The sequence below is a fragment of the Vibrio sp. R11-SG3-ISO3-SZ genome, assembly GCF_059834345.1.
In genome coordinates, this window is sequence record NZ_JCBDGX010000120.1 from 1 (window position 1) to 11,821 (window position 11,821).

The following is an 11,821-nucleotide window of genomic DNA, read 5'->3' on the forward strand; positions in this document are numbered from 1 at the left end:
AAGGTTAATCACTACTCAACAGGTGGCATGAACAGCACCTTGGCCACGGCGTCAACCGATTCCGCGATGCAGTTGCTTTCATTGTTACAACAAGAAGCGCGTTTAATTGACTTCCTCAAAGAAGACGTCAGTGCATTTTCTGATGAAGAAGTTGGCGCTGCTGCGCGCGTCATTCATAGCGGCGGGCAAAAAGTACTCACAGAGTACGTGACGCTTGAGCCGATTCGTCAAGAAGAGGAAGAGAGCCGTATTACTGTGGAAGACGGCTTTGATCCGCAAAAGGTTCGTCTAACGGGCAACGTGACCGGCCAAGCGCCGTTCCATGGCACTTTGGTCCACAAAGGCTGGAAAGCCAGCGCGATGACGCTGCCTAAGTTGGCGGATCACTATGATGCGTCGATCATTGCGCCAGCAGAGGTGGAGCTGTAATGGAACAGACAACAAACGCACCGACCTTTAGTGTCGGTATTGACTTAGGCACGACTCACTGTGTCATGTCGTTTGTTGATACGCGCATCGAAGACGCGCGTGTCGAGGTGATGGCCATTCCACAATTGACTGCCCCGGGCACGGTAGAATCCCATACTCAACTGGGTTCGTTTCTCTATCAGCCCCATGAGCATGAGATGAACCCTGCTGCGCGCGTTCTTCCTTGGTCTTCAGAACCTAAAGCCTTGGTTGGTGCTATTGCTCGTAACCTCGGTGCCAAAACCCCGATTCGCTTAGTGGCCAGTGCCAAATCTTGGCTTTGTCACGGCGGCGTAAACCGTCGCGACGCGTTTTTGCCCGCAGGTAGCCCAGAAGAGGTCGAGAAAGTCTCGCCTTTGCGTGCGACTGAGCTCTACCTTGAGCACCTCAAAGCGGCGTGGAATCATCGCCATCCTCAGTACCCGCTAGAAGAGCAAGACGTAACCTTAACGGTGCCCGCCTCGTTTGACCCTGCCGCGCGCGATTTAACGGCGGAAGCGGCGCGTCATGTGGGCCTCACACACCTCACACTGCTTGAGGAGCCTCAAGCGGCGCTCTACAACTGGATAGACAACAGCCAAGACGCTTGGCGTGATGAAGTCGAAGTCGGTGATGTGGTTCTGGTGGTCGATATTGGCGGCGGTACCACGGATTTGTCTCTGGTTGAAGTGACCGAAGAAGAGGGTAACCTCGCGCTAAACCGCATCGCGGTGGGCGAGCATATCCTCCTCGGCGGTGACAACATGGATCTGGCCCTCGCCTATCGATTAAAGATGAAACTTGCCCAAGAAGGCAAAGAGCTGCAACCTTGGCAAGTTCAAGCCATGACTCACGCCTGTCGTGATGCGAAAGAAGCGTTGCTCAACGATGCGGATCTGGCGAGCATGCCGATTGTCGTGCCGAGTCGAGGCTCAAAACTATTGGGCGCGACACTCAAAACAGAACTCACTCAGCAAGAAGTGCAGCAAACACTGGTGGATGGCTTCTTCCCGCAAGTAGGGATTGATGAGCACCCGGTTCAACGTGCGCGCGGCGCATTGACCCAAATGGGTCTGCCGTACGCCCAAGATGCGGGTATCACTCGTCACATTGCGGCTTTTCTCGTCAAACAAGCAGGCGCACAAAGTGGCCAACATGAGTCAGAGAGTGCCATGCCATTTGCTGGTATTCCGGGTATGGCCCCTGCTCCGCTCAGCTTTATCAAACCTACGGCGCTGCTGTTCAACGGTGGTGTATTGAAGTCGCCTCTTTTGGCTGAACGTCTTGAGAGCACACTCAATAATTGGCTCACTGAGGCCAATGCCCCTGCGGCCAAGCGATTAACCGGTGTCGACCTTGATCTGGCGGTTGCCAGCGGCGCAGCCTACTATGGCGCAGTGCGTCGTGGTCAAGGCGTGCGTATTCGCGGTGGTATCGCCTCAAGCTTTTATGTCGGTATCGAAAGTGCCATGCCAGCTATACCAGGGATGGCACCGCCGATGGAAGCACTGTGTGTGGCACCTTTTGGTATGGAAGAAGGCTCAAGCGTGGATGTACCTAGCCAAGCCTTTGGTTTGATCATTGGCCAGCCGGTCAACTTCCAGTTCTTCGGTTCTACCGTGCGTCGAGACGATCTGGCCGGTACTCACCTTGACCATTGGGGGCCCGATGAGCTCGAAGAGCTGCCGGAGATTCAGGTCACGCTGCCCGTCTCTGAAGGTCGTAGAGAAGGCGAAGTGGTGCCCGTCACCCTCTCTTCACGGGTCACTGAGCTCGGTACTTTGTACCTTGAAGCCATTGCCAATGATAACGGCCAAAAATGGCACGTTGAATTTGACGTACGCGAAGAATAATCCCATAACGGCATCCCTTGGATGCCGTTTTTACTCTGATTTCAACCTATCTGCACATTGAAAAGGTTTTCAACATGACCACGGCTCGTTATTTAGTGGGTATCGATCTTGGCACCACCAATACTGTGGTGGCGTATTGTGAGATCACCGCGGATCTCAACGCCTCCCCAGTGGCGCTGTTCGATATAGACCAGTTGATTGGTCCCGGTGAGGTGGTGCGTAAACCGCTGCTGCCCTCTTTTCGCTATCATCCCGCGAAGGCGCAGATTGGCGAGCGCGATTTGACGTTACCATGGGAACATCAGCCAGTCTCTGGCGATATGGATCAGGTCATTATTGGCGAATGGGCGCGTGAGCTTGGCGCGAAAGTGGAAGGTCGCCAAGTGGCCAGCGCTAAAAGCTGGCTCTCTCATCAAGGCGTCGACCGCCGCTCTGACATATTACCTTGGGCGGGCGCCAATGACGTCACCAAAGTGTCCCCCTTAATTGCCAGCGCCAGTTACCTCAATCATATACGTCAAGCTTGGAATCACCGCCATCCGAGTGACCCGCTTGAAGCGCAAGATGTGGTGATCACCGTACCGGCCTCCTTTGATGAAACTGCGCGGAAATTGACTCTCGAAGCCGCCGAACTCGCAGGGTTAGACAAGGTGGTACTCCTCGAAGAGCCGCAAGCGGTCTGCTATGACTGGTATGCACGTCATAAAGAAAACGCCGCCGACGCGCTATCGAACGTACCTTTGATTCTCGTCTGTGATGTCGGTGGTGGCACCACGGATTTGAGTTTAATCTCCGCACAAGTCAGTGACGACCATGCGCTGACATTAAACCGCATTGGTGTGGGCGAGCACTTGATGCTCGGCGGAGATAACCTCGATCTCGCCCTAGCCCATTTGGCGGAGCAGCGTCTAAACAGCGGTAAAAAACTCAATGCGGCGTCGCTGTCCAAATTAATTCAGCAGACGCGCAGCGCCAAAGAGCAGTTGCTGAGTCGCCAAGCGCCCAATGATGTCAAAATCACCATGCTAGGCAGTGGCTCTAAGCTGCTTGGCGGCACTAAAAGTGTGGCGCTTGGCAAAGATGAAGTACACCAAATTGCGCTGGAAGGTTTTTTTCCACTCAGTGACATCAACGAGGGCCCAGACAAACGCCGCAGCGCTGTCGTCGAGTTCGGCCTGCCCTATGTTTCCGATCCTGCAGTGAGTAAACATGTCGCCGCTTTCTTGCAGCAACATCAAAGTGTCGCTCTTGACGCACTCAAGCACACATCCAGCACAGCACCAGACAACACGCCGGTCGTCCCGGTTGGCTTGCTACTCAATGGCGGTGTTTTTAACAGTGAACTTATCAGCGAACGATTAGAGACGCTGCTTAGCCAATGGCGAGGCGAGCCTGTCCGACTGCTGGACAACCCACACCCCGATTGGGCAGTGGCGCTGGGCGCCGTGGCATTTGGTAAAGCGCGCCGCGGTGCACAACTTAAGATCGGCGGCGGAGTCGCACGTTCCTATTTCCTCCATTTACCAGACAAACAACGTTTGGGCCATGCACTGTGCTTATTGGCCAAGGGCTCAGAGGAAGGCCAGGAAATCCGACTCACAGGACGTCGCTTTTCCCTGACTCTTGGCGAGCCGGTACGCTTCAATCTTCTGACTTCAACCCATGATCGCATTCGCGACGATCAAGCGTTGCAAAATGGAGTGATGGTTGACGTTGACCCTGACAAGCTTTCGCCTTTGCCTCCTTATGTCGTGACACTGGACAGTCAAGGGGCACAGTTGCACGCCAATCAAAAAGAGCGGGTCGAAGTTCAACTGGCGTGCCAACTGACCGAAGTCGGTACATTGAAGATGGAGTGTGTGAGCGTCGCAGACGAGCAGCAACGGTGGGCAGTGGAATTTGAAGTTCGTCATCAAAAAGAAGAACAGAAATCACACAGCCTGCACCCGAACTTACCGCACTGCCAAGCACTGATCAGCAAACTCTACAGCGCGAATAAAAAAAGTGCGGAGGAGGCGGACATTCGCACCTTGAGTAAATCCCTTGAACGTCAACTGGGCAAACGCGATGAGTGGGACTTCACCACGCTTCGGCAGCTGTTTGACACCTTGGCTCAAGGAAGAAAGCGTCGCCGCCGCTCAGAAACACACGAGAAACAGTGGTTACGTTTGGCTGGCTATACGCTACGCCCCGGCTTTGGCGATGTCACCGATGATTGGCGGATCGAGCAAGTGTGGGGGCTCTACTCGCAAGCGATTCAATTTAAAAATCACCAAGGCTGGACGGATTGGTGGGTGTTCTGGCGCCGAGTGGCTGGCGGACTCAATCTAGAGCAGCAAGAGCAACTGCTCGCCGATATTGCTAAGTACCTGCATCCCGGTGCGATGAAAAACCCGCAATCGGCCAAAACCGCGCAAGAGATGGGGTATGAGTCGATGGTGAGACTGGCCGCCTCTTTGGAACATTTAGAGGTGGAAGATAAGACGCTACTGGCCAGCTGGTTTTTAAGCAAAGCGCTCAATCAGAGCCAATTCAACGATGCCCACTGGTGGGCGCTTGGCCGCCTTGCTTCCCGTACTCCGCTCTATGGCAGTGCGCACAATGTGATTGCTCGGGAGCAGATTCAACAATGGCTGCCCACCTTGCTTGACCAGCCGTGGCAACAAGACCGCATGGTGGCCTTTGCAGCCGTGATGATGTGCCGTAAAACCGGCGATCGCCAGATCGACATCTCAGACGAATTTCGCGCCGAGGTCGTCGCGAAACTCAAACAAAGTAAGCTGCCTGAAGCTTGGATAACACTGGTTGAGCACGTTAGCGAACTGTCAGACACGGAGTCAAAACGCGTGTTTGGTGACGCACTGCCGCACGGGTTAACGCTGATTAAATCGTGATCGCTGAGCGTCATTGGCCCAGCGCTAAACACAAGGAATCATGGTATGACGATTGAAAAATTCACCCACATTGAGGCGCGAGCAGCAGCGCGAAAAGGCGGCATCGCGCAGTTGGAATCTCTGCTCTCTGACCCGCTTTCTCGTGACGAAATCGCCGCGATACCCAACGATCGTTGGCTTTCCGCCTTTAGCATGAAGGTGTTTCAAAGTGGCATCAGTTGGAAAGTCGTGCGCAACAAGTGGCCAAACTTTGAAGAGGTCTTCTTTGGGTTCAACATAGAACGGCTATTGATGCTAGGTGATGAGCATTGGGATGCCAAGTCTGAGGATGCGCGTATCATTCGCCATCACGCGAAAGTGAAATCGATACAAGCCAACGCACAAATGATTTATGAGGCTTCATTGCAACACGGCTCGTTTGGTCAGATGGTCGCGCAGTGGCCAAGTGAGCGTATCACCGAGCTTTGGGGGTACTTAAAAACTCATGGGCAGCGTCTAGGCGGCAACACTGGTCCTTACACCCTGCGCCAAATGGGGGTCGACACCTTCATTCTCTCCAGCGATGTAGAAGCCTATTTGCGCCAATGCAAAATCATTGAAGGTGGCAAAGACACTAAGCGCTCGTTACAGGCCGCCAGTGACGCATTCACTCAATGGCAGCAAGAGAGCGGACGCAGCCTCACACAAATCAGTCAGATCATCGCATTCAGCACCGGCGACAACCGAATTTAATCTCAATTTGGTTCGCAATTTGAGACGTGCCAGTTTTATGACATATGCACTCTGGCACTCATCTTATAATTCAAAGAGATAGACCTCATCGACAAGTTGGCACTCTCTATGCTTCGTCTCTACTAGTTCTAGACAAGGTTGAGTGAGGCATAGCCACACTGTGACCAGAGTGAAAAACGAGGTCTGTTATGGAACATCATCGCCACACCTATTATCGCTTAATCCACCACGGTATTAAGACCCTAGTTCAAGACCGATTCGGCCACTACAGCGAACTCGAATATCACGAGTACCTTAATGTGATGACCGGTAAATCGAGCTGCTTTGCCATGAGTGACGAGGAGTTGCTGTTTACGGTTGAGAGCCTGCGCGAAGAGGGCTATTTAGAGGACTTCAAACGACAGCTACCCCACTGAGTTGTTTCAGATTGTCACTAAGCCCTATGTCCGACGCTTGAATTTGGTTAGACTTAGGGCAATTTTACCCAATCATAGAATTTAGATATGAAACAATTGCTCGACTTCATTCCGCTGATCATCTTTTTCGCGCTGTATAAAATGGTCGACATCTACGCTGCCACCGGCGCTTTGATAGTCGCGACCGCTATCCAGATTGCCATTACTTATTTCGTCTACAAAAAAGTCGAGAAAATGCAGTTGATCACCTTTGTGATGGTTGCGGTATTCGGGGGCATGACCATCTTCCTGCACGATGACAATTTTATTAAGTGGAAGGTGACGATTGTCTACGCCGTTTTCGCGATTGGACTCGCGGTGAGCCACGCCATGGGTAAATCAGCGATCAAAGGCATGCTTGGTAAAGAGATCACTCTGCCCGACAGCGTGTGGGCTAAAGTCACATGGGCTTGGGTCGGCTTCTTTGCGTTCTGCGCCGCACTCAATATCTACGTCGCCTATGAGCTGCCGCTTGACGTCTGGGTTAACTTCAAGGTGTTCGGCCTTTTGGCGGCTACCTTTGGTTTTACGCTGCTTACAGGCGTCTACATCTACAAACAAATGCCTAAAGATGAGTCAAACACCAGCAACTCATAAGCTGACTTCACAGCGCAAAGTTTGCTAAACTGTTGACTTTCCAATTTAACAGCGGCCTCCCCGGTCGCTGTTTTGTTTGTCGATGTCCGCAAAATATGAACAACACCTACAATGCCCCAAAGGGCCAACTGCTCCTAAGAACGTTAGCTATGCCAGCCGACACCAACGCCAACGGTGATATTTTTGGCGGTTGGATCATGTCTCAACTCGACCTTGCTGGTGGGATCCTAGCAAAAGAGATTTCCAGTGGCCGAATTGTGACAGTCTCGGTCTCTAGCATTACCTTTAAAAAGCCCGTCCGCGTCGGTGACGTGGTCTGCTGCTACGGCGAATGTAAAAAGATTGGCCGCAGTTCGATGAGCATTGATTTGCAAGTGTGGGTCAAGCCCGTCAAAGAGCACGGCGTTGAAGACAGATACATGGTCTGTGATGCCACATTCAACTATGTAGCGATTGATAGCGAAGGGCGACCTCGTGCAATAGAGCGATGATTCGCTTCACAAATTGTTAGTGTCGGCGCGTCGTTTTCGCCACACTTAAGGTACATTAATTCCCTATTCCACACGATAAGGATTTTGACTATGTGGTACGTCATTTTTTCTCAAGACGTTGAAGATTCACTCGAAAAACGCTTAAGTGTCCGTCCTGCGCATTTAGAACGCTTGCAAGCGCTGCAAGACGAAGGCCGCCTGTTAACCGCCGGCCCTATGCCTGCCATCGATTCAGAGAATCCAGGTGAAGCTGGTTTTACAGGTTCAACCGTCATCGCCGAATTTGACAGTTTAGAGCAAGCGCAATCCTGGGCGGATGCCGACCCTTACGTTACCGCTGGGGTCTATCAGTCTGTTATCGTTAAACCCTTTAAAAAAGTGTTTTAGTGGTCATGGCTATCCTGCGCCGCTCGGCGGCTTTGCTCGGGCTAATGGTAATGACGCTCGCGGGCTGTTCATCCAATGCGGAAAAGCAACGTAACCTCGAATTGCTTGCAGAAAACCGCGCGAGCGTGCTCTCTGCCGAACTGCCGATTGAGGCGGGGCCACTCTCCATCTTGCGAGCAAGCGCAAGTGGGACGACGATTGAAATCATGATGGTCTACAATACGGATGCTCGAGGCGCAAAACCCGCTTCACAACTGCTCAACCAAAGTATCAATGTCTACTGCACTAACCCAGACACCAAAGCCAATATGGAAGTCGGAATGAGTTATCGCATCAAGATTCGTAATACTCGCGGTCAGTTAATGATCGATGAATTGATTACGTCGCAGCGTTGCCAATCCTAACAACAACGCCTATCCAACGCCTTGCTTATCGCAAGGCGTTTTTGATTGCCCCTCACCCAAAAGTTGATTGCGTTAAGCAAAATAAATTATGAACTTTTTATTTCAATCACGGAGACTCAAGCGAGAAACAGAAGGCTAACTATTCCCGATGGTTACCTCATGATGTCTCTCTTTTGACCCACTCTAAAACACATTTTTTTTGAGAAATTTCCTCGATTCATCCCTTCGGCGCATTGACGTTTTTTTAACCAGTAACTAATTTTTCATATTAGTGTCATAACCGTGGAGGATCGCCCAAATGAAACGTGCTAGTAACTCGTACCGTCTGCAACTGATTAAAGAAGTCGCAACTCGGCAAGAACGCTTACACAGCGGCGATCCCATGGTGAACCATATCCAGCACATGTTAGATGCAAAACCCAAAGCCGATGCCTCCCCTGAGACAAATCGACGCTTTATCGGCTGTCATTTTGACGAACATGCTGGTGGTTGGGTGAGTGACCAGTGGGGACTAAAATAACGATTGTTGCGGATCGACAGGAGGCTCAGGTGGTGATGCGTCTGAGCCCTGTTTCTTGATTTTTCGCAGGTAGCGCTGACGGCAGAGCTTGATCACATGCAACTGCTGAGCGGGCGACATCGACAACCAGTTGAAACGTTCCTCACGCTTTCTCATGCACCCCTGACAATAGCCACGTTCGTCCACGGTACACACACCAACGCAAGGACTGGGGACTTGAAAAAACTCGAGCTGCTCCATAGTACGCCTTAATTCACTCTGTCCGCTGCAACTTGGCTTGTTGATCGCAAAGATAGTGAACAACCGCCGCTAAACTATGACTCACTTCTGACATTAACCGCTTGGTTTGCATTATACTTTCGCCAAGCACCGTCGCGTTTTGCGACACGTTTGATTTTTGGAGTTGATATCATGAAGCTTAGTCTAAAAACGCTATTTGCCGCAACCGCACTGCCCTTCGTCGTGACAGCGTGTGCAAGCAGTCAAGACGCCCCTACCCCAATAACAACGCAAGATCTTCAGCACCACAACTGGGAACTGCTCGCTATCGACGGTCAAGCCATCAGCCTTGAAGAAGGTGAATCTACACCGCGTCTTGAAATCGGTGAGAAAATGACAGCGAACGGCCATGCTGGATGTAACAACTTCTTTGGTCAAGGTGAGTTAAAAGACAACCAGTTCCGCATTGAAAAAATGGGGATGACAATGAAGATGTGTGGTGATGACGCCATGCAAGTTGAGCAAGCCTTCTCACAAACACTGTCGGATTGGAGTGAAATGACTCTCACCAACCAAGGACTGGAGTTAAAAGGGGCTGCGCATACGCTCACATTCAAGCTCAATGACTGGAAAAACTGACCGAGTGTCGGTCTAGACATCGTTTGAACAGCAGATACATGAACGCCCCTCCAATTAGGAGGGGCGTTTTGTTTGGCTAATGTCTGAAACTGACTGCTATCCGCTCTTCAAGGCATCATGCGCTAACGGCAACTCTCCAACAGTTGCTGTTTGCGCGGCTCTTGAATGAGTTTCCAATGAATGCCGTCGATAGCGCCAGCAAACTTCCACAGCAGTTTCACATCCACATCGCTGCCGTACGCTTTCTTCACTTTGGCGTAGACCGTCGGCGCGCCGAGCTTGACGAAAGTATCCACATCATCGATGCCGGCTTTTTTCACCATTCGCTCCAACGTCAATTGCATGTTGGGCAAATCACGCAAGCGTTTATTGGTGGGAGACAATCTCAATTTTCTTGCCGCCAGCGCACCGTCGAGTGAACGATGAATTAATCGGTCAAGCTGAGGGTGCTCGCTCTCGAACAATCCAGTGATGTCGTAATAATTGACCGTCGCGGTGGTTTGCTTTTTCACATGAACGTATTTTTCACAGCCCAATGACATGAGACGTTGGTCAAGTGATGAACCACCACGCAAATAGATGGTGTTATCGCTGATCAGCACGAACATGGCGTCATCTTTAAACAGCCCTACGCCGCCAAACATTGCACGCTTATAGTAGTCGCCAAACTTAGCGATATATTGAATGAACAATTGCTCTGTCATATCCATTGATCCTTAATCTAAAAACCCCGATTAGTAGTGATCACCAGATAGCAGCAGAAGAAAGCGAAAAAAGGAGTGTCAATCAAACGTTAGAGCTATATTTGTATTTGTTTGACTCACGACACTTAATCAGATGATAGTTAACGACGCAAAATAAGTCCGTGCCCAGTTCACATTTTTTAAATGTAACTAGGCGCATAATCGGTTTTGGGGTGGTCAAAAGCTATTCAGAGTGAGGGCAACATCGCTTTTTGTGCAAGATCACTGCGCAGCGAAAACAAACCGCGCTCCCAGTTCAATAGAAAAACGCAGTTCAGCAATTGCTAATCCAGACGCATCAACGGTAAACTGTGACGAGCGAACAAAAATAATGACAACGTATGAACCACTTATCTTTCTATTGGCTTCCAGAAAATAAAGAGCTCCTCATTCAAGGGATTGAATCTGAGTTTTCTGAGATGATCGAAAAAGCGATCAAATCGCGCAAAATTGCTCTGCCTCCGATCCCAGACGTTGTGCTCAAAATTCAGAAGCTCTGTACGTCAGACACCACAACGGTACTCAATATCGCCGACGCACTACTCGAAGACCCAGGCCTTGCCGCTGTGGTTATCCGCGTGGCCAACTCTGTGATCTTTAATCGGCGTAACATCACGTGCACCGATATTGTTACCGCCGTGTCACGTTTAGGGATATTTCGCGTTCGCGATATTGTCACTGCACAAGCCATTGAACAACTCAAGCACAACGTCAACCTAAGTAAAAACTGTAAGCGCATGTTGGTCAATAGCGCCGCCAACTCCCGTGAATTAGCCGCGACTATGGTCATGGTCGTTAAAGGCTTTCAGGAATCAGGCGAAAACTACTACGCCCACTTAGAGAGCGACAAAGCACTTCTGGCCGGTTTGCTTGCAGACATTGGCCTGTTCTGCATCGTAAATGAGTACCATCACTACCTTGAGCAAGGCAACTACCTTAACGAGCAGATCGCATTTCAGATTTTCGACAACCAGTGCGCCAATGCCAGTAAATTGGTGCTCGAGACTTGGGGGTTTGACAACGACTTCCTCGAAGTCTCAGCTAATCATAAAATCGCTCAAGTGACTCATGCCGTGAGTTATCTCGATGTAGCGAGAATGGCCAATCATATATTAATGTTCCGCAGGCAAGATGAAAACCTAGATGAACATGTGGTCGAATTTGATATTACCGGCGCAGATATACTGTACAAGTTGACTAATATGAGTGATAGTGAGTTCAATACTCAAATAGGCGAATTGATGAACGCCAGCGGCTTATAAAGTTCAACACAGGAAGTACCATGTTCTCAGGGATGTTGTTTATTTTTACCCCACTTTTTGTGGGGTATTTCATTTCTATTTCTAATCCTGCTCGACTGCAAACCATTAATACCACTACGTCCAATCTGATTTACGTCATATTAAGTCTGATGGGGCTGAGCTTAGCAGCGCTGGATAA

At 50.5% G+C, this 11,821-nt stretch carries 14 protein-coding genes and 1 pseudogene; 13 read left to right on the top strand and 2 right to left on the bottom strand.

What is annotated here, in order from left to right; translation table 11 throughout:
* The 10 genes from AC6R1O_RS14715 to AC6R1O_RS14760 all read left to right on the top strand — a co-directional run.
* Positions 1-429 (top strand): DUF2760 domain-containing protein (locus AC6R1O_RS14715; protein WP_500657287.1); only part of this gene is annotated, 429 nt, incomplete at its 5' end.
* On the top strand, positions 429-2,300 hold the full coding sequence (locus tag AC6R1O_RS14720; protein ID WP_500657288.1) for an Hsp70 family protein: 1,872 nt from the start codon (positions 429-431) through the stop codon (positions 2,298-2,300). The genes AC6R1O_RS14715 and AC6R1O_RS14720, both read left to right, overlap by 1 nt.
* 74 nt (positions 2,301-2,374) lie before the next feature.
* Positions 2,375-5,194: an Hsp70 family protein gene (locus AC6R1O_RS14725; protein WP_500657289.1), complete on the top strand. Its 2,820-nt coding sequence runs from the start codon at positions 2,375-2,377 to the stop codon at positions 5,192-5,194.
* Positions 5,195-5,239: 45 nt separating this feature from the next.
* Positions 5,240-5,926, top strand: a complete 687-nt coding sequence (locus tag AC6R1O_RS14730; RefSeq protein WP_500630381.1) for a DNA-3-methyladenine glycosylase I — start codon at positions 5,240-5,242, stop codon at positions 5,924-5,926.
* A 188-nt stretch (positions 5,927-6,114) separates the two neighbouring features.
* Positions 6,115-6,342 (top strand): hypothetical protein, encoded by a 228-nt coding sequence (locus tag AC6R1O_RS14735; RefSeq protein WP_334552463.1) that lies wholly within the window; start codon positions 6,115-6,117, stop codon positions 6,340-6,342.
* An 87-nt stretch (positions 6,343-6,429) separates the two neighbouring features.
* Entirely contained in the window at positions 6,430-6,978 is a 549-nt protein-coding gene (locus AC6R1O_RS14740; protein WP_500626151.1) for a septation protein A, read from the top strand.
* Positions 6,979-7,073: 95 nt separating this feature from the next.
* Positions 7,074-7,469 carry an acyl-CoA thioester hydrolase YciA gene (gene yciA, locus AC6R1O_RS14745; RefSeq protein ID WP_334552465.1) on the top strand — a complete coding sequence of 132 codons (396 nt, stop codon included), beginning with the start codon at positions 7,074-7,076 and terminating at the stop codon, positions 7,467-7,469.
* 90 nt (positions 7,470-7,559) lie between these two features.
* A complete protein-coding gene (locus AC6R1O_RS14750) occupies positions 7,560-7,856 on the top strand; it encodes a YciI family protein (protein ID WP_500628535.1) in 297 nt (98 codons plus the stop codon).
* Between the two features lie 5 nt (positions 7,857-7,861).
* A complete protein-coding gene (locus AC6R1O_RS14755) occupies positions 7,862-8,260 on the top strand; it encodes a GspS/AspS pilotin family protein (RefSeq protein ID WP_500657290.1) in 399 nt (132 codons plus the stop codon).
* Between the two features lie 298 nt (positions 8,261-8,558).
* The gene (locus tag AC6R1O_RS14760; RefSeq protein ID WP_500626149.1) at positions 8,559-8,780 is read left to right on the top strand and encodes a hypothetical protein; all 222 of its coding nucleotides are present in this window, start codon (positions 8,559-8,561) and stop codon (positions 8,778-8,780) included.
* Here the strand turns inward: AC6R1O_RS14760 and AC6R1O_RS14765 are convergent.
* Positions 8,772-9,020: a DUF1289 domain-containing protein gene (locus AC6R1O_RS14765; protein ID WP_500628533.1), complete on the bottom strand. Its 249-nt coding sequence runs from the start codon at positions 9,018-9,020 to the stop codon at positions 8,772-8,774. The genes AC6R1O_RS14760 and AC6R1O_RS14765 overlap by 9 nt on opposite strands.
* A 171-nt stretch (positions 9,021-9,191) precedes the next feature.
* Here AC6R1O_RS14765 and AC6R1O_RS14770 point away from each other — a divergent pair, with 171 nt between their 5' ends.
* Entirely contained in the window at positions 9,192-9,638 is a 447-nt protein-coding gene (locus AC6R1O_RS14770; RefSeq protein WP_500633771.1) for an META domain-containing protein, read from the top strand.
* Positions 9,639-9,760: 122 nt separating this feature from the next.
* On the opposite strand, the gene AC6R1O_RS14775 is transcribed toward AC6R1O_RS14770, so the two are convergent.
* Positions 9,761-10,348, bottom strand: a complete 588-nt coding sequence (locus AC6R1O_RS14775) for a TfoX/Sxy family DNA transformation protein (RefSeq protein WP_487901165.1) — start codon at positions 10,346-10,348, stop codon at positions 9,761-9,763.
* A gap of 374 nt (positions 10,349-10,722) precedes the next feature.
* On the opposite strand from AC6R1O_RS14775, the gene AC6R1O_RS14780 reads away from it, so the two are divergent.
* Both AC6R1O_RS14780 and AC6R1O_RS14785 read left to right on the top strand, forming a co-directional pair.
* Positions 10,723-11,643, top strand: a complete 921-nt coding sequence (locus AC6R1O_RS14780; RefSeq protein ID WP_500626146.1) for an HDOD domain-containing protein — start codon at positions 10,723-10,725, stop codon at positions 11,641-11,643.
* 20 nt (positions 11,644-11,663) lie between these two features.
* Positions 11,664-11,821: pseudogene (locus AC6R1O_RS14785) on the top strand (LysO family transporter); the annotation flags it as partial.

Coding starts and splice junctions, on each gene's coding strand:
- AC6R1O_RS14775 (WP_487901165.1), bottom strand. CDS start 10,348: ATGGATATGACAGAGCAATTGTTCATTCAATATATCGCTAAGTTTGGC.
- AC6R1O_RS14760 (WP_500626149.1), top strand. CDS start 8,559: ATGAAACGTGCTAGTAACTCGTACCGTCTGCAACTGATTAAAGAAGTC.
- AC6R1O_RS14780 (WP_500626146.1), top strand. CDS start 10,723: ATGAACCACTTATCTTTCTATTGGCTTCCAGAAAATAAAGAGCTCCTC.
- AC6R1O_RS14765 (WP_500628533.1), bottom strand. CDS start 9,020: ATGGAGCAGCTCGAGTTTTTTCAAGTCCCCAGTCCTTGCGTTGGTGTG.
- AC6R1O_RS14735 (WP_334552463.1), top strand. CDS start 6,115: ATGGAACATCATCGCCACACCTATTATCGCTTAATCCACCACGGTATT.
- AC6R1O_RS14770 (WP_500633771.1), top strand. CDS start 9,192: ATGAAGCTTAGTCTAAAAACGCTATTTGCCGCAACCGCACTGCCCTTC.
- AC6R1O_RS14750 (WP_500628535.1), top strand. CDS start 7,560: ATGTGGTACGTCATTTTTTCTCAAGACGTTGAAGATTCACTCGAAAAA.
- yciA (WP_334552465.1), top strand. CDS start 7,074: ATGAACAACACCTACAATGCCCCAAAGGGCCAACTGCTCCTAAGAACG.
- AC6R1O_RS14740 (WP_500626151.1), top strand. CDS start 6,430: ATGAAACAATTGCTCGACTTCATTCCGCTGATCATCTTTTTCGCGCTG.
- AC6R1O_RS14730 (WP_500630381.1), top strand. CDS start 5,240: ATGACGATTGAAAAATTCACCCACATTGAGGCGCGAGCAGCAGCGCGA.
- AC6R1O_RS14725 (WP_500657289.1), top strand. CDS start 2,375: ATGACCACGGCTCGTTATTTAGTGGGTATCGATCTTGGCACCACCAAT.
- AC6R1O_RS14755 (WP_500657290.1), top strand. CDS start 7,862: ATGGCTATCCTGCGCCGCTCGGCGGCTTTGCTCGGGCTAATGGTAATG.
- AC6R1O_RS14720 (WP_500657288.1), top strand. CDS start 429: ATGGAACAGACAACAAACGCACCGACCTTTAGTGTCGGTATTGACTTA.